A 22733-nucleotide genomic window follows, 5' to 3' on the forward strand; every position below is an offset into this window, starting at 1 on the left:
GTAAGCTTCGAAACCGGCGCCTACCATTTCGGAAACGTCCCACCATCAGGAGCGTTGGCTTTACGATAGGATCTGTGCCCGCTACAGCCGAAAGCACATAAAGGATTTATAAATGACTACCAAGGCAGTGATCGTTTTCAGCGGAGGACAAGACTCAACGACTTGCTTGATCCACGCATTACCCCGATACGACGAGGTCCATTGCCTTACTTTTGACTATGGCCAGCGCCATCGCGAAGAAATCGCCGTGGCGCAACAGCTTTGCCAGAAATTCGGTGTGACCGCTCACAAAGTAATGGACGTGTCGCTGCTGAACGAGTTGGCCGTCAGCAGCCTGACCCGCGACAACATTCCAGTGCCACCGGCAAAGAGCGGCGATGGAGGCCTGCCCAATACGTTTGTACCGGGCCGCAACATTCTGTTTCTAACCTTGGCTTCTATCTACGCTTACCAGGTTCGCGCTCAAACCGTGATCACCGGCGTGTGTGAAACCGATTTCTCTGGCTACCCGGATTGTCGCGACGAATTTGTCAGAGCGCTGAATAAAGCGGTTCAACTGGGTATGGACTATGAACTGCGCATTGCAACGCCACTCATGTGGCTGAACAAAGCCGAAACCTGGGCACTGGCTGATTATTACGAGCAACTGGAACTGATCAAGCGGGATACACTGTCTTGTTATAACGGAATCAAGGGCAGCGGATGCGGCCATTGTGATGCCTGTAGTCTCCGCGCAAAAGGCTTGAACCACTATCTGGAAAACCGAACGGAGATCATGAACAGCCTCAACATCAAATTAGAGCTGGTCTTTCCACTCTGATACGAGCAATGCGGGCTATTGAAGAGATAGCCCAATCTCCCGTTCACGCTGACTGTGCTCGCGCCACATACTTCTTGAATAATGCTCTTGCACCGTAAGCGGGTAAAATATTAAAAAAAGCAAAACACATTTTTATTACAATCTGGACATAAACGATGCTCAAAATGTCTGCGCTTTGCATTTTTCCATAAAATGCAATAAAGCAGAAAATAAAACTATCGATAATCACTGCGAAAAAAGTGCTCAAGAATACTCGCAAGAAAAGAAATCTCGAACTCGTAAGTTCTTTTATCCTACTCAACAAATATGAATTCACGTACTCAGAAACAAGAAATGAAACAGAAGACGCGATTAGCACAGAGGATACATGAGCAATGACTTCACTGTAGGGTGCGTCGTACTTCCAACTAGGCAACCCCGGAAGCCAAGCGCTTCCAGTTAACAAAACAAGAATAAACACGTTACTTGCGAAGGCAAACAAGATTGCCTTTCGGGCAAGTCTGAGCCCGAACGATTCGTTCAATACATCTACAACCAAGAAGGTCAGCGGATAAAGAAATACACCAGGCGTAACGACGACATCTAAATACTCAATGTAAACAAGCTTCGCGGCAGAGACATTAGTAAAAATATAAAGCACAAATAATGCCAGGTTCAAAGCCACATAAATCAACCAAGACCTTTCATGACGATCATTCACTTCATAGGCGGTCAGTGCAGCGCCACCTGAATAAAATTTTTTATAGACATTCTTGATTTCCGACTTGTTCAAACTATCAACCAATTCACTTTTTACCAAGTCATCGAGTTTTACCTTAACAACTCTGCCCGTAGCAATCACCATGATGACAGCGAGGCCCTTGGTCTTCTCAAACCCCAACAGCTTATATTTCCCGTCTCCGTGCCCATCGTGATTAACCATTGAACCTTTCCTCCACGACTTCGCCAATAATAAACACAGCGTCGGAACTGAAATCAGACCTACTGACAATGGTCAGCTCTGTTGTTATCTTGTCGCACACCAACTTCTCGCCACCTCCTTTTGAAACGCCCTTTTTAACTATCAACAGGTCTCCTGCCTCATACATTCCGTCAATATTGGACTCCAAGAGAACGGCGATTAAATTGCTTGCCGCGCCAAAGTAGTAGGTCAGTGGATGCGAAACAGCCAATTCGCCTATTCTTTTTCCCAGGCTTTGACTCAGCTGGCTTTCCAAAATGACCGGCACCGCCGCCGGATTCATATTTCCATGTAAAGACAGGGTGCTTTCAACCGACTCCTCTCCTTCGAAGTCTACGGTTTCTATTTCCTGATAAGAGACGCCAAAAAAATCGGATATTTTGCGGACAGTGGACTGCTGTACGTTAAGTACCCGACCTTCCAAAATGTTATAGATTGTCGTTCTAGTCAAACCACTCGCATTACATAACGAAAGCCGTGTTTCTCCACGACTCCTCATGAGGTACTTAATATTTTTCTTTAACTTTTCAGTTCGATCTTTTTTGTACATACAGGCCTCATCATTCCCTTTTGCGGCAACAAACCACACGTCCTAGCGAGCTGACCACGGGATTATCTCCGCAGGATTGGCATCCTACACACCTCATCCGAGAGAAAAAACACCCTTGCCATACTCCTTCATATCCTTCTCTCGGTATTAAGGCAGCGCTTTGCGGCTCTTCGTCTAGCGATATTTCCTACAAGCCTGCAGGAAACTTCTTTAGGAAAGCATGTGGTATCGATCTTAATCAGCACCCCAGCTCAGACGAACTAGTGAAGAAGTAGATTAAACAGGCAGGCGTGAATTATTTATTACATAGATGTTCATTATTTTGATTAAAAAAAATAAATTCTAGTATTAAATCTCCCATAACGTCCGCTCATGTTGGGCCGCCGACATTCCTGTTCGGCCAATGAGATTGACGTTTTTAACCTTGCAAGGAGCTACTTAATGAAAAAGGTCATCCCAGACGTCGTAGTATCACCAAACCCCATCGATACCGACAAATCATCCGCGCCCACCAACACTGTGGAACAGCCTGTCAGCCCCCGACCACGCGACGTGGAGCGCCCCGACCCAGTGAGTAATGTGTTCACGATTATTCCGAATGTTGATATCGAATCCCTCCTCTGCCACGCCAGTGAGAACCTCGCGTCATTGAGCGTCATGTCCACCGATCTCGCCGACGAAATGGACGGCTCCCGCCGTAACATTGCGCTGGCTATGCAGCAGCTCTGCGTGCTTTGCGAGTTGCTCGTAAACCGGGCGCTCGATGAGCTGGATGCCAGCCAAGAGCTATCTACTGCTTCAAGCGGCTAACGCTGAACAGCGTCGGCTCTTCCGAAGTGGCTTGTTCACCTGAAGATAAAGGGTGCCTTTCGGCGCCCTTCCCAAACAGTTCTGGCTCTCGATCCAGATCGCTCAGGTACCGGCAGCCGCCTCATAGCGGCGGTTGCATACCTCCTGAACCGGTCATCTGAGTTTTACCAATAGCGCTCCGACATTATTCCAATTGACGCAACGAGCATCATCACCACGTAGATACTTAGAAGTCATTTCAGGTGGGCGGGGAAATTATCGATATCAACAGGGCCTACATCCCCAAGTTGAATGTACGCTCGCGGCCAAGTGACCATTCCGGAAATTTTATTGACTAGCACACAGGCCCCGAACATTCCCTGCCTCCTCCATGCGGCTCCGCAGATATGGACATATCGACCGTTCTGCAGAGCCTGCAGCATATCGTTCAGATGTCGGTGGCCTAAGTCCTCGGCCATTGGCACGCCTTTGCGGGCGATGAGCAACATCACGTCCTGGCATGTATTGATGATTTCATCGCCATTGCTCAGGCAACTGCCCACCAGCGCAACGTGACCGTTGGCTTCACCGGCGGCGATGATGATCTGCGCCGTGCTGCCATCGGCATACACGACGTGATCGCCTTTCTGAGCGGCGCGCACTGGTTGGCCGTTGGCCGGCGTCAGTTCCAGGGGGGATGTCCCTTGCTGGATTACTCCACCCTTGCGGGTCTGGCTGCCCTCGGTGGCCACTCGGTAAATGGCGATGGGCGGATGGGCCTTTTGGTACGCTCGTTGTTGACTGACAATCGCCAATGTCTGCTCATCGAACCCGGCAAGTTACTGTTGCGTGAAGGGCGAGTTGTTCAGGCGACAGAGGAACTCGGCGCTGACTTGATTGGTGTAAGAGGCATGCAAGGGTGTGCTCATTTCAGGTCCGTGTTCAATGAACGTTATTCGCAGGGGCGCCCTTTCCTCTTCCTGAATAAGCGCGCTAAGCCGAACGAATATCGGAGCGTTCAATAAGACGTTAAAGCAGTCGATCAGCCACTGAGCCCAAGTTCCCGTCCTCAGCTCCATCGATACCCGCGGGCATCGCGCATGATATCAGCCAGTAACTGCGGCAGGCGCCCCGTGGTGCTGGGCTCGATGACGCCAAATGCGCAACGGCTCGCTTACCCAGCGTAAGCAAGCACGGGCGGGCCTCATACGCGTCCTCCCCACCCGGCGTGCGGTATTCATATACCGCACTCTCTCTTCGCGCTTCCCCTAGCGTGTGCTTCCGAAAACTCATCAGGAAGCGACCATGCCACCGAACAACCCCTTGCTGTCTGTTTATGATCTGCCCCCCTTCTCAGCTATCCGTGCCCGGCATCTGGTACCGGCCATTGAAAAGATCATTGCCGACAGCCACCTTGCCATTACCGAAATCATTGCCAGCCAAACCCCTTTCCCGACATGGGATGATCTGGTGGTGGCGATGGACGCCGTCAAGGCACGGCTCGATGGCACTCTCGAAGTAATCGACATGCTCAGCTCCGTGAACCCTCAACAGGCATGGACGGAAGCGGCAACGCGCTGCATCGAGCTCGCTGCGGACTTCAAGGCACAGCTCGGGCGAAACAACGAGTTGTTCCAGCTGTATCAAAGGCTCGCCGATAGCCGGATGGCGGCCCTGTTCGACAGGCCACGTCGAAGGGTACTGGAGAAAATACTGGAGGAGTTCCGCTTGTCCGGGATTCATCTCCCACAAGCCCCGCAGCAACGACTGACCGAGTTGAACGTCGACATAAACCGACTCGAACGTGAATTCCTGTTGCGGGTGAAACAGTCCGGCGAAGGGTGGAGCAAGCACATCGAAGACGAGTCGCTATTGGTCGGTGTGCCTGATTCGCTGAAGCAGGCAATGGCGAACGACGCCCAGGCGCAAAATCTTCAGGGTTGGCTGGTCCGCCTGGACGACGGGCAGTACCGCACAGTGATGCTCCATGCCGGACACCGTCCTTTGCGCCAGGCAATGTGGCTGGCCTACCACGCGCGGGCGACGGGCCAGGGACCGTTCGCCGGGCAAACCGGCAACGATGAGGTGCTCAAGGCACTGCTGGAGGCTCGACACAAAAAAGCCGGAATACTCGGGTATGAGAATTACGCTCAGTTGGTCGTTGACCGGCAGACGGTGCAGTCCACCGATCAGGTGTTGACGTTTATACGCGACTCGCTTGATGGGTATCGAAACCTTTTTGCGTCTGAAGCAGAGGAACTCAAGGCACTGGCCCTGCAACACGACATCGCTGAGCCGCAACCTTGGGACTATGAGTACCTGGCCGAAAAAATACGCTGGGATGACGGTGCGTCTCGGCAGGAACTGTGCGAATACTTTCCACTGGAAGGCGTGCTGAGCCGCCTCGGCCAATTCGTCCAGCAGTTATTTGGCGTTGAACTGCTCGAACGCACGCATTTCGATACCTGGCATGAAGATGTTCGCCTCTTCGAGCTCAAGGAGTACGAACAAACCATTGGTTATCTTTACATCGACCCCTTTAGACATGAACTGAGCGGCGCGCTGGGCCAAATGCGCGCGCTGCGTAACCGCAGGATCACCGCCGAATGGCTGCCTCTGCTGCCCGTTGCCGTGCTGCACGGCAACCTCATACCGGGCGTCGGGGAGACGCCCTGCCTACTCGACCACCAGCAATTGAAAACCCTCTTGCATGAGCTCGGCCACTGCCTGCAATTGTTGTTGACGGGGGCGCAGCACCGGGACATCTCCGGACTGAACGACCTCGCCCCCGATACTACCGAGTTCGCCGCCCAGGTATTTGAGCAGTGGAGTTTTTCCCGGCAGTTCCTGGTCTGGGTATCAAGCCATTACCGCACAGGCGAGCCGTTGTCTGCTGAACAGGCGGATCGCTTGCTGATGGCTAACGGAACGCAAACCAGCTGGGCTGCGGCACATTCCTTTCTTCACACACTGTTCGATTTAGAAGTGCACCGCACCCATGGAGACGGGCGCAGCGCTCAAGAAGTATTTGACGAGCTGAACACTGAGATCGGCCTGTTGCAATGGCCCGCCGGCGCGCGCCCATTTAACAGTTGGGTCACCAACGCTTCGCGTTACGCAGCCGCAACCTACTCGTATTTTTGGGCGAATGAGCTCGCAAGGGCCGCCTATGGGCAGTTTGTAGCCAACGGTGTGTTCGATGCCGAGACTGGCCGCGCTTTTAGAGGAACGTTTTTTACCCCGGGGGACACTCGTCCGTTGACCCTGTCCGTGGAACTGTTCCTCGGACATCCCGTCGATAGTCTGATCGCTCCAGCTGGTGCAGACAATTTAGAACAGGCCGACAGCCCAGAGGACCCAAGCGCCTCGCTGATCCATCAGCTGGATGACGCCCAGCAACGAATGATTCGCTTGAACGATGCCGTTCCAGTGCCTTCGGCCTACGCCAAGCAACACCTGGACAATTGGTTCGCCAGCACCTTCCCTGTCCTGAGCGATACCTTCAGCGTGCAGGACCTGTTTGTCCGGCCCCGCCAAGGGCAGGCTATCGGTTTCAGCACGCTGTTCTGGCGTGCAGCGGCCGGGCAGACCAACTTCCGCGAGCTGTTCCTCGAACCGGATGAAGTGAGCATCGTTCATGAGCGGGATGCCACCACGACATTGCCGAACGAGCTGAACAGCCCTGAAGCCAAGGCCGCTATCGAGCGGATGTTCGCCTCCGCCCAAACCACGTATGAATCGCTGCTGGAGCAGGCGCTGGACGGGTTTTGGGACAAACCGGCCGATTTCAGCGAGGACAGTAATGTCATCGACTGGTTTGCAGAGGAACTGCGCAGGCAACTTATGACGCAAGCGGATCTCCATCTGCTGGACAGGACACTGACGCCACAGTTGCACGGGACGATAACTGATTTCGCGTTGTCAGCGCCGGAAGCGAAATCGCGAGAGGCGATGCTTGCCCACACACGTCCCCGTGTATACGCCGTGCGATATACCCCGCCGCAGTGGGGAAGCAGCCTGCCGGTACGCAACGCCGTGATACTGATGCAACCGGGCAGTGGCGACGACTGGGCCGTGTCTGCACTGTGGCGCCCGGGCGCCCCCCTGGAAGCGATCAACAGCATGGCCGCGCTGACAGGCCTTCTTCAGCAAGACGGCGAAATACAAGGTGAAGTACAGCTTGTACCCCTGCCGGAAAATTTCCTCGTCCGCCAGGCCGACGCTGTGCGAAAGGCACAGAAAGAGGCAGTGCTGGAGGTGCTGCGATATGCGCCGCAAGAGCCGTTCGATACCTGGGTGCAACGGCTGGAGCAGGCAGTGGACCTTGGCGAAAGCCTTGACTTGACGTGGACCATGGACGCCTACCAGCTGCGCTGCGCCCAGACAAAACTCGATGACTGGCTGCACGGCAACCAGTACGTCAGCGGTGCTGATCGCCTTGCCTGGTGGGCAGCGCTGCGGGACTGGCAGCAAACCGCAGCGGACATGGCTTCGCTGCCGCCTGATCCGGTGGCCCTGGCAACTTCTGAAGCCATCGAGAACTGGACCCGCACCGAGCTTGCCCGGCTGATCCGCGAGGACAACCTGGCTGCAGATCCTGACCGGGTATTTTTAAGCATACGAAAGCAGATAATGGATCCGCGCGCCCCGCAAGGTACATCGCCGTTTGGCTCCGGGATCGTGTTGAATCCGGTGAAAGGCTTTTTCGAAGACCGGCGCTCGATGACGCAATGGGCGATGTCCAACCTGACGCCTGATGAACGCAATGCCCTTCATCACCGTGAAGAGGGGCCGCTCACCTTTGCCCAGATCATCGACATCATTGAACGCGCTGACGTAGGCACACGCCTTCCAGCCGCGCTACGGCTCCAGGCAAGCGAGCGCAAGGCACAATGGATATCCTTGAAAGCGAAGCAGCTGCGGGCTGAGGCATGGGCCGCCTACATTTCGGGAGACTTTACGTATGATCGGGATAATACCGGGCTGAATCAGGTATTGGCCGCGCTCGACAGCCCCCTGCCTGAAGGACGCCGCAAGGTGAACGGCCATGAAACGATGGTCCGTCGCCTGCAGTGGGGCGATAGTGTACTCAACGAGGTCCTGGCGTTTGGGGTGAAGACACCTGCGAGTCGGCCTTCATTGACGCTGTACACCCCCCAGGCACCGGATGGCAGGGTGTTTCGCGAGGTACATGCCGGAGCAAGCCGGGACTTGACGCAAGCCGTAGCGCAGGCACTTACCCGTACGCCTGAAATGACCCGCTGGCTTATTTCCAGGCTGCCGCTGGCGGAACAGGCCGCTAAGATTGCCAGCATATTGCCGGCCAGACCGGATCTCACCGTGGATGAAAAAATCAAGCAAGTCACGCAATCGATTTTTTCATTCACCAAATCCAGGATCGTCAGCAGCTTTTCTTCTGGCGTTTCTTTTCCGGTAGTGGACAAAAATCTACTCGAAGCCTTGCATGAAACGCAGACCGCCCACGCGCTCGCAGCTGTGGATGTGCTGACAGTCTCCAATGCTGAGCGCGATAGCGCAGCGGCGCAGGAGGGACGCCGCAAGGGCATCACGTTGCTGACGGGCATGCTATCGATGTTTCCCTCGAGCCGGCTGGGCGGAATGTTGGGGCGCGCAATCCTGCCGGTAATGGTCGGGGGCACTGCAGTGGCGGCGATAAAAGATGAAAAAGGCAGCTTCGAGCAATGGGCAGTCGATTTCTTCAGTGGTTTGGGAGACGTGCTGGCGGAAGGTGGCGAAGATCTGATCATGAGTCGCGCCAGCAAGCGGCGGCGCAGGACCCGCCCCCTGTCGAAGCTGCCACCGATGCCGGCCTCGGAGCTGAAACCATTACGGCTAAAAGGGATGGACGGCAAAGGGCTGATACCTGAGGGCCGAAACCTTTTCAGGGATGCAGGCGGGCAGGCTTATCTGAAGCAGGGCGGGGACTTCTACAAAACAGCGGTGCAAGGCGGTGAAAGGATCGTCTACGCTGCGGCTAACTACTCAAATCAGCGAAGGGTGAGCTGGGACGGCGGTCAATGGCAGGCCAAAGAGCGGAGCCGGTTGCTCGGAGGCGGTCCCTTGATGAGTCTGCTGAGAACGCCGGAAACCTTACAGCAACAAACCTATAACGCCCTGGTGGAAGGGACCTTGGCCGGCCACCCCAACGCCACCGTTGAAATGCGCAAGGAACGAAGGGATACAACCTATTCGATGCCCTCAGAACTGGCGGAGCGCATTCTGCAGGAAAGCATGGTTGATATGCGCGTCGACAACGTCACGGCCTATCGCTCGCTCATCCGTGACTTGGCTCAGCTCCGGATACCACTTGGACCGCACAACCCCGCACTGGTGGCCCTGCGCGATAAACTCCTGGTATGGAAGGCAACTGACTATTGCACCCTGGATATCGAACGCAATGTACCGAATACCGCACTGTCTACCGCTCAGAAAATAAAAATATTCGACGCGATATTGCAACTCAAACATGAGCTCTACGACAACGCCGGGAATTTCAAGGTCAACACCTCAGTATTACCCGATCACTTGACCGGCGCGAAATACATCGTGATCGCAGCAGGGCGAAAGGCCAGCATGCTGGATAATATCCGAAACCGCCTGGCAAAGACGCTGGTGTCCGCAGAAATGAAAGCCAAGACGGACATCAAGAATAAATTTTCGGGCGATACGGCTGCCGCAGACACTTACATCAACACACCTGAAGGCTTTGATGCATTCCTGCAGATCGTGCGCAAAGAAATAAAAGATAACATGGCGAAAACCAACACCCCCGGGTTGTTGACGCAAATCAGAAACCAAAGTCTCCCCTATCTTGTTTATAGCAAGGGAAAGACCCAACAGAAAAACAACCTCGTCAGTAGAGAGGAAATCCAAAGCTTTGGATCGAGTCTGAAACACTATATAGAGCCGGAAGTCGAGATCCTCAGAAAGGTTCCTTCCAAAAAGGTAAGCAGTCAGCCGTCAACCGCCATCGAGGCCCCCTCGGAACCCACGGCCTCTGCCCCAACAGATAAATTCATCGTAGAGATCAGCCCACTGGCGGAGACACAAATGTCCTATGAAAATTTCCCTGAACCCGCCAGGACAAAAATCGGCGAGATCATGGAAGACATACGTGCCGGCAGGACAACGACAAAGCGAATTAACCGTTATTACTGGTACGACATGGCCCAGCTGGAACCCGGCGGCGCCAGAGGGGCATGGCGCGCCGCGTTCGAGCGCAAGGGGGACACGTGGCAACTCCAGGGATTTTACAACTACCACGTCAATCGGCCTGCAGTGGTTTGGGGGACCTGAGGGCAATCGGCGATGACTCGCTAACGCCTCTGAACCGCGCCGTGCCTGACGGCGGATCCACCGCGTCAACGTTTACCGTTCAGCAGCGCCACAAACGCCTTCGCCATTGGCGACCGCTGGTCCTTGCGCAGGACCAGCCACACCGCCGAAACCGCCGCCGGATCGAGCAACGGCCGGTAGACCACGCCGTCGATACGCATGCGCTGGTAAGACGCTGGCAAGACCGAGACTCCCAGCCCGGCCGCCACCAGGCCGATAATGGTCATGGCTTCCCCAGCTTCTTGGGCAAAATGCGGGCTGAAGCCGGCATCGCGGGCAAGGCTGACAAGTTGGGCATATAGGCCGCTGCCGTAGCTGCGAGGGAAAAACACGAAGGGCTGCTGGGCCAGCGCCGACAGGAACAGCCCCTCGTCACTGCCCTGGGCTAACGGATGCTTGGAGCTGAGCACAGCCACCAAGGGTTCGCGGCTGAGTTCGATTTCGCTCAAGGCGTCGGGAAGCGGCAGCGGACGCATGATGCCCACCTCAATGACCTGGTCGACCAGCGCATCGGCCACTTGAGTGCTGCTCATTTCTCGCAGGTTCAGATGGACTTCGGGAAAGCGTTGGCGAAACGTGAAGATTGCCTGGGGAATGGTGGAATTGAAGGGTGCCGAGGAGGTGAAGCCGATTTTCAGTTCGCCCAATTCCCCCAGCTGGGCGCGACGGGCTACGTCGGCGGCCTTGTCGACCTGGGCCAGGACCCGGCGCGCCTCTTCGAGAAACAGCCGTCCGGCCTCGCTCAGTTCGACGCGACGATTGGTCCGCTCGAACAGGCGCGCACCGATCTCTTGCTCCAGCGCCTGGATTTGCTGGCTCAGTGGCGGCTGGGAGATGCCCAGGGCCAAGGCGGCGCGGCCAAAGTGCAGCTCTTCGGCGACGGCGATGAAGTAACGCAAGTGACGCAGCTCCATGGTCTTTTCCAATAAGTCGTACAACGTCTTAAACAGGTCGAACAATATATTGGATAGAAACAATAGCCGGCTATATGCTTTTTTTCATTGCCTGCCGCGCCGTACTCCTCGAGGTCCATCGTGAAAACTGCTGTCGCTCCACTGGCCCATGAAATCCCGCCGCGCCCTCAGGGTGATACCGCTGTCGAACTGAAGGAAATTTATATCGAAAAAGGCACGCCGCTGTTCATGCGTACGGTGCTGGCGCTGTTTTGCGGCGGTTTTGCAACCTTCGCCCTGTTGTATTGCGTGCAACCGATGATGCCGATGCTGTCGGCGGAATTTTCCATCAATGCCGCCCAGAGCAGCTTGATCCTGTCGGTGGCGACCGGCCTGCTTGCCATCGGCCTGTTGATCACCGGTCCGATTTCCGACCGCATCGGCCGCAAGTCAGTGATGGTCGCCGCGCTGTTCGCAGCGGCGCTGTGCACGATTGCCAGTGCGATGATGCCGACCTGGCAAGGCGTGCTGGTCTTGCGCGCCTTGGTGGGGTTGTCGTTAAGCGGATTGGCGGCGGTGGCGATGACTTACCTGAGCGAAGAAATCCATCCCCGGCACATCGGCCTGGCGATGGGGCTGTACATCGCCGGCAATGCCATTGGCGGCATGTGCGGGCGGCTGATCACCGGTGTATTGATCGACTTTGTCAGCTGGCATACCGCGATGCTGGTAATCGGTGGCCTGGCCCTGGTCGCCGCGGCAGTGTTCTGGCGGATTCTTCCCGAGTCGCGCAACTTTCGCCCCCGCTCGCTGCACCCGCGCAGCCTGCTGGACGGTTTCACTCTGCACTTTCGCGACGCCGGGTTGCCCCTGCTGTTTCTTGAAGCCTTCGTGCTGATGGGCGCGTTCGTCACGCTGTTCAACTACATCGGCTACCGCCTGCTCGCCGCGCCTTACCATATGGACCAGGCATTCGTCGGGTTGCTGTCGGTCGTATACCTGTCCGGCATCTACAGTTCGGCGAAAGTCGGGGCCATGGCTGATAAGCTCGGCCGGCGGAAAATGCTCTGGGCGACCATCACGCTGATGATCGCGGGCCTGCTACTGACGCTGCTCACGCCGCTCTGGCTGGTGATCATCGGCATGCTGGTGTTCACCTTCGGTTTCTTCGGCGCGCATTCGGTGGCCAGCAGCTGGATCGGCCGCCGCGCCAAGAAAGCCAAAGGCCAGGCTTCTTCTTTGTACCTGTTCAGCTATTACGCCGGCTCTAGCATCGCCGGCACTGCCGGCGGCGTGTTCTGGCACGTGGGCGGTTGGAACGGCATCGGCCTGTTCATCGGCGCCTTGCTACTCGTGGCGTTGCTGGTAGCGGTAAAACTGGCCAAGTTGCCACTGCTGCCTGACAACGTCCAGGTCTGACTATTGGCGCAACACTACCCGGGCCTCCAACGCGCCGTTACGCGCCTCCAGGGTCAAAGACTTCAAGGGCGCGCCTTGTCGTTCGCACTGGTCCAGCCAATCGAGCAGGCGCTTGCCATCGCCGCTGATGGACAGACGCAGCGCATCGCCCTCGACGTTCATTTCGGTTATTTCCAGCCCCGCTGCTGTGGCGCTATCGTTGACCCGCACCGATAAAGGGCCGCTGACCGCGTTCACACCCGTGCGCGGTTCTGCGTGCTGGATGCGCACAGCCAGCGCGGCCTGCTGGCGGTACTGTCGCTCAGCCAGATCGAGCCGTTGCCGGGAAGGCAGCCAGATCGAGAAATACGCCCCAACCACCAGCACGACCCCAAGCGAAAGCAGCAACAACCCTTGTTCGCGGCGGGAGATCCGCCCCCAACTTTGTTTCAAACCCTGCCACCCTGTGAAGCTCATCCGCGGTTCTCCAGGGTAAGCGTGGCCTGCACGCGGGCGCCTTGTTTGCTGGCGCTGCCCAGGGTGAGTGGCATGCCGCTTTGCCGGCCACGTTCGCGCAGTTGTTCCAGTTCGAAGAAACTGTTTGCCGTCAGCCGGATTTTCAATCCTTCGTCCGGGCGGAAGTCGATACGCTGCACCTCGACGCTACTGGCGCCCATAACCTGCTCGGTCAAGCGCACCAGACGGGCGATCTGGGTATCCTGCTGTCGGCCACGTTGATTGTGCAGGGCTTGAAACTGGGCGGCCAGGTCAACGATGCGGTTTTGTTCCGGGTACAAATCCCTGAATCGCTGTTCGCTCCGAGCCTGCAGGTTCTGCGCCTCGCTCTCGAGAAAACGAATACGCGCCTCGCTGAAGACTCCGCTCAGCAACAATATGCCCGACAACGCGGCGGCAACGCCGCGCCATGGCAGCACTGGTCGGCGCCGACGAAACGCCCCCTGCAACAGGTCGACCGGCTGTCCGCTCGCACGCAGCAGCCATTCATCTATGCCTGGGCGATCCTGCTCCTCGTCTCGCCACCGCAGATCTTTCGGTAGGCCCGCCCGGAGCATTTCCAACGCCTCGGTGGATAACGAGACCCGGGCCGGCAGTGCCCCGCCCAGCAGCCATCGATCAAACCAACGGAGGCCGTAGGCATAGTCTTGGGGCAGGAGATCGGCATCGACATGAACCGCACGTACCTCGATCGCCTGCACACGAAGCAATGCCATCAACGCCTGGAACCTTACCAACTCAATCACCATCACCGGGTAACGTTGTTCGCTGTCGCGTCGGCCGATGCAGACGTGCACCGACTCCGGGTCTTGCGCCAGTTGCTCTTCGATGGCAAACGCTACGGCCTGCGGCCTGGGTTGGCGCCGCGAAGGCCAGGGTTCGCTGCGAAAGCGGTTGCACATTTCCATTGGCAACAACACGTCCACGGCTTGCCCGTGCAGCTCACGGGAGGCTTCGCGCAAGGGGAGGTAGCGCCGCTCGCCGGTGGACGACCACATGCAGCACGGCCAATCGGCAGAGGGGGCGCCCAGCCCAGCGGCTGTCAGGTAAAGCCAGGTTTTCATCGAGAAGATTCCCTCGCGGTGGTGGTCGGTAAAAAGCGCCGTTGAGAAACCATCCAGCGACCAGTAGCAACGTCGCGCTCGATATCCGCGGCCAGACGCAGGTGATCGTTGCCCCGGGCCACATTCACCGTGACCCGGAACCAGCGGCTGCCAATACCTAGTCCATGGCTGTTGATGCCCTGCCCGGACAACAACGGGTCGCCGGTAAATGCCTGCACGCTGGCATAAGGCATGTCGCGCCGCTTGTTGACCAGCGCCGTGGCCGGGCCGGCCTCCATGCCATCGAGCGTCATCAACAACAACTGCGGCGCGGTGTTGATGTTCAGCCGCGCCTCACGGGGCAGCAGCACTACCCAAGGTTCCAGGCGTTGCAACATCCCGCCGTCGATGCCAGGCATCAGGCGTAACTGGCTCAACTCCGCCACCGTACCGACCTGCGGCAACGTGAGCTCGGGCAGGCCCAGCAGCTTCAGCAGCCGGGTCCAACGACCGAGGCTGACCTGATCGACTTGCCCATGGGCCGTCAACAGGTTGAGGTTCAGGCGTCCGGATAAATCCTCGATCACGACATGTAGCTTGGCGTCGTCGATTTCCAGCGCGGGTTGCCGGCGGGCCCACGCCTGGGTCAGGTCGACGGGACCGGAAGGCGCCATGGCACTGTTCTGCAATGTCGCCAGCGCCCAGGCTTCCGCGGCCAATCCCAGCTGACGCAACTGGATCTGTTGCAACTGCTGCGCGGTGCCCTGCACCAACAGCCGATGGCTGCGCAACATGCCGGCAATGAGCAGCAGCGCCAGACTCAACACCAGCAACACGCTGATCAGCGCCACACCTCGCTGCCGATTCAAGGCAACGCCTCCGGCAATAGCAGCACCCGCCGGACCTGCTCGAAACGTCCCACCGACACCACCAATTCCAGCGCCAGTGGCGAGCCGCTATCCGTCGTTGCGCTGTGCCAGCCGCGCTTCGGTTCGAACAGTCGCCAACTCAGGCTGCGCACGTCGTCGAGCAGTTTCTGCTGCTGCACGATGTCCACGCCCTCACCGCGGCTGTCGCGCCACAACTGGGCATTAGTGAATCGATAATTCACCACCTGCCGCCCGCTGCGCGGCTGGTCAAGCGGGTTGCGCCATTGACTGCGCTGCAACTGCAAGCCTTGCGGCGTCAGCCTGACGGTGCCGGCGACGGCTTGCCATACATCCCGCTCGATAACCCCGACTGCCCGTTGCAGAGCCCTGACTTCACGCGCATGGATGTCGGTGATCTGCTGGGTGCGTACCACGCTGTCGAACAGGCGCCAGCCGGCCAGGCCGAGCAGGGCAAAGATGGCAATGGCGATCACCAGCTCCAGCAAGGTGAAACCTGACTGTTTATTCATTGGGATTGCGTATCCAGCCGCTGGTGCGGTACACGACCGCGCGGCTGCCCTCGACGCTCACCTGGATATCGACCTTGAGCAGACGTGGGTCTGGGGCCGGCGTGATCCGCTGCTCCAGAATCCAGTGGCGGTGGTCAAGGCCTCGACTCAGCCGTAGCCGGCCTGGCGCAGCAGCCGATTGCAGACGCAATTCGCTCAGCTGATTGTCCGCCAGCCAGGCGCCAAACAGACGCGCCTCCAACCCGGCGCTTTGCTTGAGCACGAACTGGCTGGCCGATAACACCGCGGCGGCCAGCGTCGAGAAGATCACCAGCGCGACCATCACCTCCAGCAAGGTGAAGCCGCGGCAATTGCGGCCGTCAATCATGCAGAACCGGCTCCGACAACCCATCACTGGAGACCTGCGCCAGGGCCGTTTCGCCTGCGCGGATCAGCAAGCTGAACGGGCTGACCTCGTCGCTGCTGAGCATCAACAATTGAGGCGAGCCCGGCGCGTCATCGAGCACGATCGCATGGCCGTCGACGTCCAACGCCAGTCTCAAGTCTGCAGGTAAACGCCGCACAGCTGTGCGTGTCACCCACTCTCGGCCCTCAAGCCGTAACACCTGATACGCGCCCGGCTGGACGCGCAAACCATATTCCTGCCCCTCCAGCACCGCCTGTTCACGTAGGTGCTGCACCAGACGAATGAAATCTCCAGCCTGCTGGCGAGCCTGGCGCGCCGAGTCCTGGCCGATGGCAAGGCCGACAGTACTCAGCAATACGCTGATCAGGACGATGACGATCATCAGTTCCAGCAAGGTGAAACCCCGGCAATGGCGGTCCACGCTTTACTCGTCCCAGTTGCCGATGTCGGCCGCGAAGCCGTCGCCACCGAGCACGCCGTCGGCGCCCAGAGAGTACAGGTCATAAGTGCCATCGAGCGATTGCTGGCCGGGATTGAGATATTGGTAGGGAGTGCCCCAAGGATCGATCGGCAGACTCTTCAAGTAGCCCCGGGAGCTCCAGTTCCTGGCCGCAGGCGTACCGGAGGGACGTTTGCTCAACGCCTCCAGGCCTTGTGCGGTTGAGGGGTAATCAAAATTGTCGAGGCGATACATTTCCAGGGCCGTGGCAATTGCCTGCAGGTCCGTTCGCGCCGCCGTGACCTTGGCCTGGTCGGGGCGACTCATGAACTGCGGTACCACGATGGCACCCAGGACGCCGATAATCACCACCACCACCATGATTTCGATCAGGGTAAAGCCGCGCTGACGGCGCGCGGGCCGTTTGTCTTGGAGTTTCATGGTTCAATTCACCAATTGGTTGAGGCTCAGGATAGGCAGGAGGATGGCCATGACGATCAGCAGCACGACGCCGCCCATCACCACCAGCATGGCCGGTTCAAACAGGCTCACGACCAGGGCAATGCGCGCCGCGAGGCTGGCTTCCTGTTGTTCCGCGGCCCGGGCCAGCATGTTGTCCAATTCGCCCGCCCGTTCTCCGCTGGCGATCATGTGCAGCATCAGCGGCGGGATATCACCGCTCAGCTCCAGGCCACGGGTCAGGGTCCCTCCCTCGCGGACCGAACGGGCCACGTCGGCCAAGCGGGCGCGAATTGCCAGGTTGCCGACCACCTGGGCAGCGATGTGCAGGGCATCTACCAACGGCACGGCACTTTTGCTGAGGATCGCCAAGGTGCTGGCGAAGCGGGCGGCTTCCATCGTGCGCAGCACTTCGCCCGCGACCGGCAGCTTCAGTAACAGCCGATGCCAGCGCAGTCGCCACAAGGGCTGGCGCTGGCTCCAACGCCATAGCCCGGCCACCATGACCAACGAGACGAACAGCAGCAGGCCATAGCGACGCAAGCCACCGCTCAGGGCGATCATCAGTTGGGTCAGCCAAGGCAACGGCCGGCCGCTATCGACAAAAATTTTCACCACGTCCGGCACCACGTAACCCAGCAGAAAGCCCACAATGGCGACGCAGGCCAGCATCAGGATGAACGGGTACACCAAGGCCAACTGGATTCGTTGACGCGAGGCCTGACGGGCCTGGGTGTATGTCGCCAGTTGTGCAAGCACCTCGCCCAGATGTCCCGACTGCTCACCGGCAGCGATGGTGGCGCAGTACAGCTCGGTAAAGGCCTGACGGAACGTACCCAACGCTGTAGCCAAGGCGTGGCCTTCCATCACCCGGCCTCGCACCGCCGCCAGCAGGTTGGCGACACGCCGTTTGCGGCTTTGCCTGGCTACCGCATCCAACGCCTCTTCAAGGGGCAGCCCAGCCTGGATCAGCGTGGAAAGTTGCAAGGTCAGCAGCGCCAGGTCGGCGGAACTCAAACGACCTCCGACCGGCTTGCCCCCAGCCGCTCCCGATTGCCGCGCCTCCAGCAGCTCGCAGGGCAGCAAGCCGCGCTCGCGCAGCAATTGGCGGGCATGGCGTGGGCCATCAGCCTCTATGCGGCCCTTGCGGCGCCGACCACGGGCATCTTCGGCGCGGTAATCGAAAGTTGGCATGAACGCTAGTGCTCCTGGGTGACGCGCAGCAGTTCTTCGACACTGGTCACACCTTGCAGGACCCGACGACGTCCATCTTGAAACAAGCTGCGCGATGCCTTGCGCGCCTCATCGGCCAGCGCCCGTTCGGTCGCGCCCAGATGAATCAGCTCCGACAGCGCCGGCGTGATGCTTACCAGCTCATAAATGCCGATTCGCCCGCGATAGCCGTTCTGACATCGATCACAGCCATGGGCCTTGAACAGACATGGCGCAGCGTCAGCCTCGAGTCCCAGGCGTTGGCAAGTCGCTTCGTTGGCGACGTACTCGCCCTTGCAATCCGGGCATAGCGTGCGCAACAGTCGCTGCGCGACGATGCCTGCCAGGGACGAGGCCAACAGGTAGCTATCCACGCCCATGTCGACCAGTCGCGTCACGGCGCCAACGGCACTGTTGGTGTGCAAGGTGGACAGCACCAGATGGCCGGTCAGCGAAGCCTGGACAGCGATTTCGGCCGTCTCGCGGTCGCGTATTTCGCCAACCATCACCACATCAGGATCCTGGCGCAGGATTGCCCGCAAGCCACGGGCGAAGGTCATGTCGACCTTGGGATTGACCGGCATCTGGCCGATCCCCGGCAGGTGGTATTCGATCGGGTCTTCGACGGTAAGAATATTGCGGCTCTGGTCGTTGATGCTGCTGAGGGCCGCATACAGGCTGGTGGTTTTTCCAGAACCGGTGGGGCCGGTCACCAGCACGATGCCGTGGGGTTTGCCGAGCAATTGTTGCAGGCCCGCGAGGGTGTCGTCCGGCAAGCCCAGCCGCAACAAGTCCAGGCGTCCCGCCTGTTTGTCGAGCAGTCGCAGCACCACACGCTCGCCGTGGGCCGAAGGCAGCGTCGACACGCGCACATCCACTTCGTGGCCGGCCAACCGCAACGCCATCCGTCCGTCCTGCGGCAGACGTTTTTCAGCGATGTCCAGGCGCGCCATGACCTTGATGCGCGACACCAGCAACGTCGCCAATTCTCGACGCGGGCGCAGCATTTCCTGTAGCTGGCCGTCGATCCGCATGCGCACCGAAAGGTAGTGTTCGAAGGTTTCCAAGTGCACGTCCGAGGCCTGCTCGCGCACCGCTTCGCTTAGCAGCGCGTTGATCAACCGAATGATCGGCGCGTCGCCCTGCTGCTCCAGAAGGTCAGCTGTCTGCGGTAGCTGGTCCGCCAGACTGAGCAGATCCAACTCTTCATCCAGTCCTTGGGCGACTTGCTCGGCCGCGCTCTGTCCCTGTTGATAGACACTGGCCAGGCGCACGGCGAACTGCGCGGGGTCCAATACCTGGATCGGAAGGTCAGCCGAGCACAATCGCCGAGCCTCGGCCACTGCCGCCAACGGCGTATCGTGGCGCAGGGCCAGGCAACTTGTCGGCCCCTCGCCATCAAGCAACAGGCCGTAGCGCCTGGCGAAACCGAAGGGCAATCGGACCGGCGCGCTACTCATGATCATTTGCCTGCTGCCGCCGCAGATCGGTCAGCGACGCCTCCGCCTGTGGCTCGAATAAATGACCGGGCTCGCGAGGCAGCAGCAACGAATTGCTCTGCCGTGCGCCGGGTTTGCTCAGCTCCCGCAGCGTGTCATAGCGCTTGCGGCTGACGCCGGCCAAATCTTCCTTGCTGCGTACGATGGTGGGACGCAGGAAAACCATCAGATTGCTTTTGGTCTGGGTGTCACGGGTCCAGCGAAACAGCGCCCCCAGATAGGGAATGCTGCGCAGCAACGGCACGCCACTTTCCTGGGTGCGCACACTGTCGCGGATCAGCCCGCCGATCACGATGATTTCACCGTCGTCAGCAAGGATCGTGCTTTTCAGGGCTCGCTTGTTGGTGATCAGGTCCGAGGAATCCACTCCTGAGACCGACGGCGCAATGTCCGATACCTCTTGTTCGACTTCAAGGCGCAAGGTCGAGCCTTCGTTGATGAAGGGTTTGATCTTGAGGCTGATGCCGACGTCCTTGCGCTCTACGGTCGTGAACGGGTTGTCCGCACCGTTGCCGTTGGTGGCGTAGGAGCCGGTCTTGAACGGAACGTTCTGGCCAACGATGATTTCCGCTTCCTGGTTATCCAGGGTCAGCAGGCTCGGCGTGGACAGCAGGTTGCTTCGGGTATTGCTTGCCAGCGCCGATATCAGTGCACTGAAGCGGTCGCTGCCCAGACGCAACACCGCCCCTTCCGGCGCGTTTTCAGTACCTTCGGACGCTCCGCCGCCGACGAGTGGAATATCGGTGCCGGGGAAATTTATGCTGCCTGTCACGCTCCCTGAATTCAGGCCCCATTGCACGCCGAGCGCTTCGGAAATATCACCCGATATTTCAACAATGGCCGCGTGGATAAGCACCTGTGCACGGGGTTGGTCCAACTCGCTGACAATATGCTCGATCGTGCGAATCTGAGCCGGCTCGGCGATCAGTACCAAGGCGTTCTGGCTTTCATCGGCCTCGACCTTGAATGACGCATCCGAGCGCTTTTCGCGAACGCCAGGCACTGTCTGGGATACCTGCTTGTCCTGCCCGACCGCGTGCAGCACCTCGGCCAGTTGCTTGGCATTGCTGTGACGCAGTCGAATGACCCGCGCGTTGTCCTGAGAAGCGGCTGCCGGAACGTCCAGTGTCCTTGCCAGGTCCGCCAGGCGCTGCCGCGTTGCCGATGCGCCGACGATGACCAAGCGGTTGCTACGCGCATCGGCGATGACAATGCCCGCTGCAGCGCCGTCACGCTTGCCACCGGAGGCTTCCATGATCGGTGCGATATCCGCGGCCTGGGCATGACGCAATTGCAGCACCACGTGATTGCGACTGGTGCCCGAGTCGAGCTCCTGCACTACCCGGGTAATGCGTTGCACATTGGCGACGGTATCCGTGACCACCAGCGCGTTGGCTGAAGCCGATGGGCCGAGATAACCGTCCGTAGAGACCAGCGGTCGAACCAGCCCGGCGATATCGGCAGCAACACTGAAATGCAGATTGACGACCCGCGTGGTGAACTGCGACGGCGTGACTGTTGCCGAGTGGGCACCAGCCTGGGTCTTGGCCTCGGCAACAGGAGCAATCAGGATCCGCTCCCCTTCGTCGATCACCGTGAAGTTATGGGCATCAAGCACCGAATAGAACAGCCGCCGCACGCCTTCGCGATCCAGCGCCTCGCGCGACATGACCGTGATGCGACCCGACACTCGGGGGTCCAGGATAATGGTCTCGCCCAGGATCGCCGAGACTTCGCCGACTACCTCGCGCAGTTCCGCATGGTTCATCGCCAGTTGCCACCGGGCCTCTTCGGCCCGTGGCGAACCCGGGAGAACCGATGGCACAAACGCGGCAAGACAGAACAGGAGGCGCAAAAATCGGCCCCGGAGATAGCGGTTCATGAGTTGATCATCCTGCTTGCCCGTCGACCGGGCGAAGGTACTGCGAGGAATGAGGCATCGCCTGGCGGGTGCCTTCCGGACCCTGTCGGCGCAGGAAAGGCTGACTTGCCGATTTAAGCTCCAGTCGCTCTTCGCGCCCGTTGCGCCACAGCACCACGCTACCGGCCTCGACCCGGCGCAGTACGCTGCCGCCAGGCAAGCGCTCCCCTACTTGGTACAGGCGTGTGCCCGCAGCGTCCGCGAGCAAGGCACGGGACGCACCGTGGGTGGACGCGAAACTGGCATGCAGCGTGAACGGTGCGGTGCTGGGTACCCGGTTTTCCAGGGGCGCCAGGCCGAGCACGGTCGTCACCGCCTGCACATTGAGCCGTTCGTGGACCTGCACGGGATCCGGCGTAGCGACCGTTGGCACATCGAGCGCCAGTGCCTGGCGAAAGCGCCATTCCTGTGTCGCCAGGAAACCTCCGTACAACAGAGGCACAAGCACCATCGCAGCCTTTGGCAAGCGGTCGACCCAAAAAGCCGGTTCTGCCGCCGTGCTCATCGGGGCATTGAACTTAAAGAGTTTCGGAACGACATCCGCCGCAGAACCCTGCGACCGGAGGACTCATGCCAAACCACGGCGCAAATATGCAAGGCAACGAGCGCTGCCAATGTCATGCAGGAGCGGATATGAACCAGGAACGCGAGCTCAATCAGTTGCCGATCATCCAGAGGCTGTGGAAGCTGGAAAAGGCCGAATACACCAATGGGCGTCGTCATCATCATGACGCCGGATGCCAGCACGACAGCGACTGTCAGGTAAATCACTACGTGAACCGTCAATGCCAGGCTTTTCTGAAATGAATAACCCGCGCTGCGCAACTCCCAGTTGCAGCAAAACAACCAAAACCGCCAGAGAAAAAGCGGAATGAAGACAACTGTCAGCGAGACATTGAGTGATCCGATCCATTGCCTGAATGAAGACGATACGGGAGCGTACGCCACATAAAAACCGGAAATCAGCGTCCACAGGATGACAACGGCGGATACCCAATGCAGCAGCACCCGTCTTTTGGAATAGCTTGAAAATTTCAATTTCTGCACCGATTTGTATGGCTCCAGGCAGCCC

General features: G+C 58.7%; 20 protein-coding genes. 4 read left to right on the plus strand and 16 right to left on the minus strand.

The annotated features are described in order from the left end of the window. Positions 1-112 precede the first annotated feature (112 nt). Complete coding sequence (gene queC, locus ACE04F_RS02370; RefSeq protein WP_486104526.1) at positions 113-820, plus strand: 7-cyano-7-deazaguanine synthase QueC; 708 nt, start codon at positions 113-115, stop codon at positions 818-820. A 43-nt stretch (positions 821-863) separates the two neighbouring features. On the opposite strand, the gene ACE04F_RS02375 is transcribed toward queC, so the two are convergent. Together ACE04F_RS02375 and ACE04F_RS02380 are read right to left on the minus strand one after the other, a co-directional pair. Then, positions 864-1742 carry a queuosine precursor transporter gene (locus ACE04F_RS02375; protein WP_486104528.1) on the minus strand — a complete coding sequence of 293 codons (879 nt, stop codon included), beginning with the start codon at positions 1740-1742 and terminating at the stop codon, positions 864-866. Then, positions 1735-2331 (minus strand): helix-turn-helix transcriptional regulator, encoded by a 597-nt coding sequence (locus ACE04F_RS02380; RefSeq protein WP_486104530.1) that lies wholly within the window; start codon positions 2329-2331, stop codon positions 1735-1737. The genes ACE04F_RS02375 and ACE04F_RS02380 overlap by 8 nt, the downstream gene beginning before the upstream one ends. Before the next feature lie 441 nt (positions 2332-2772). Between ACE04F_RS02380 and ACE04F_RS02385 the strand changes: the two genes are divergently transcribed. Further along, complete coding sequence (locus ACE04F_RS02385; RefSeq protein WP_486104532.1) at positions 2773-3141, plus strand: DUF6124 family protein; 369 nt, start codon at positions 2773-2775, stop codon at positions 3139-3141. Between the two features lie 233 nt (positions 3142-3374). Here the strand turns inward: ACE04F_RS02385 and ACE04F_RS02390 are convergent, their stop codons facing one another. Then, positions 3375-3935 carry a hypothetical protein gene (locus tag ACE04F_RS02390; protein ID WP_486104534.1) on the minus strand — a complete coding sequence of 187 codons (561 nt, stop codon included), beginning with the start codon at positions 3933-3935 and terminating at the stop codon, positions 3375-3377. A gap of 490 nt (positions 3936-4425) precedes the next feature. Here ACE04F_RS02390 and ACE04F_RS02395 point away from each other — a divergent pair, with 490 nt between their 5' ends. Beyond that, positions 4426-10437, plus strand: coding sequence for a M3 family metallopeptidase (locus tag ACE04F_RS02395; protein WP_486104536.1), 6012 nt, complete (start codon positions 4426-4428; stop codon positions 10435-10437). A 65-nt stretch (positions 10438-10502) separates the two neighbouring features. Here ACE04F_RS02395 and ACE04F_RS02400 read toward each other — a convergent pair whose 3' ends face one another. Next, entirely contained in the window at positions 10503-11390 is an 888-nt protein-coding gene (locus tag ACE04F_RS02400) for a LysR family transcriptional regulator (protein ID WP_486104538.1), read from the minus strand. 141 nt (positions 11391-11531) lie between these two features. Between ACE04F_RS02400 and ACE04F_RS02405 the strand changes: the two genes are divergently transcribed. Continuing rightward, the gene (locus ACE04F_RS02405) at positions 11532-12788 is read left to right on the plus strand and encodes an MFS transporter (protein WP_486104600.1); all 1257 of its coding nucleotides are present in this window, start codon (positions 11532-11534) and stop codon (positions 12786-12788) included. Here the strand turns inward: ACE04F_RS02405 and gspM are convergent, their stop codons facing one another. From gspM to ACE04F_RS02465, 12 genes are all read right to left on the minus strand, one after another. Next, positions 12789-13244 carry a type II secretion system protein GspM gene (gspM, locus tag ACE04F_RS02410; protein ID WP_486104540.1) on the minus strand — a complete coding sequence of 152 codons (456 nt, stop codon included), beginning with the start codon at positions 13242-13244 and terminating at the stop codon, positions 12789-12791. Further along, a complete protein-coding gene (gspL, locus tag ACE04F_RS02415) occupies positions 13241-14347 on the minus strand; it encodes a type II secretion system protein GspL (RefSeq protein ID WP_486104542.1) in 1107 nt (368 codons plus the stop codon). Before gspL ends, gspM begins: the two co-directional genes overlap by 4 nt. Next, positions 14344-15195 (minus strand): type II secretion system protein GspK, encoded by an 852-nt coding sequence (locus tag ACE04F_RS02420; protein ID WP_486104544.1) that lies wholly within the window; start codon positions 15193-15195, stop codon positions 14344-14346. Before ACE04F_RS02420 ends, gspL begins: the two co-directional genes overlap by 4 nt. Continuing rightward, on the minus strand, positions 15192-15725 hold the full coding sequence (gene gspJ / locus ACE04F_RS02425) for a type II secretion system minor pseudopilin GspJ (RefSeq protein WP_486104546.1): 534 nt from the start codon (positions 15723-15725) through the stop codon (positions 15192-15194). Before gspJ ends, ACE04F_RS02420 begins: the two co-directional genes overlap by 4 nt. Continuing rightward, positions 15718-16092: a type II secretion system minor pseudopilin GspI gene (gene gspI / locus ACE04F_RS02430; RefSeq protein WP_486104548.1), complete on the minus strand. Its 375-nt coding sequence runs from the start codon at positions 16090-16092 to the stop codon at positions 15718-15720. Before gspI ends, gspJ begins: the two co-directional genes overlap by 8 nt. Further along, positions 16085-16552 (minus strand): type II secretion system minor pseudopilin GspH, encoded by a 468-nt coding sequence (gene gspH / locus ACE04F_RS02435; protein ID WP_486104550.1) that lies wholly within the window; start codon positions 16550-16552, stop codon positions 16085-16087. Before gspH ends, gspI begins: the two co-directional genes overlap by 8 nt. Before the next feature lie 3 nt (positions 16553-16555). Then, positions 16556-17011 (minus strand): type II secretion system major pseudopilin GspG, encoded by a 456-nt coding sequence (gene gspG / locus ACE04F_RS02440; RefSeq protein WP_486104552.1) that lies wholly within the window; start codon positions 17009-17011, stop codon positions 16556-16558. 3 nt (positions 17012-17014) lie between these two features. Continuing rightward, on the minus strand, positions 17015-18223 hold the full coding sequence (gspF, locus tag ACE04F_RS02445; protein ID WP_486104553.1) for a type II secretion system inner membrane protein GspF: 1209 nt from the start codon (positions 18221-18223) through the stop codon (positions 17015-17017). 5 nt (positions 18224-18228) lie between these two features. Continuing rightward, positions 18229-19701: a type II secretion system ATPase GspE gene (gspE, locus tag ACE04F_RS02450; protein ID WP_486104555.1), complete on the minus strand. Its 1473-nt coding sequence runs from the start codon at positions 19699-19701 to the stop codon at positions 18229-18231. Continuing rightward, positions 19694-21622: a type II secretion system secretin GspD gene (gene gspD, locus ACE04F_RS02455; RefSeq protein WP_486104557.1), complete on the minus strand. Its 1929-nt coding sequence runs from the start codon at positions 21620-21622 to the stop codon at positions 19694-19696. The genes gspE and gspD overlap by 8 nt, the downstream gene beginning before the upstream one ends. Before the next feature lie 7 nt (positions 21623-21629). Beyond that, positions 21630-22112, minus strand: coding sequence for a type II secretion system protein N (locus ACE04F_RS02460; protein WP_486104559.1), 483 nt, complete (start codon positions 22110-22112; stop codon positions 21630-21632). A 50-nt stretch (positions 22113-22162) separates the two neighbouring features. Then, on the minus strand, positions 22163-22733 hold a 571-nt coding region (locus tag ACE04F_RS02465; RefSeq protein ID WP_486104561.1), incomplete at its 5' end, for a cytochrome b.

It is taken from the genome of Pseudomonas sp. AGC41, assembly GCF_057334555.1.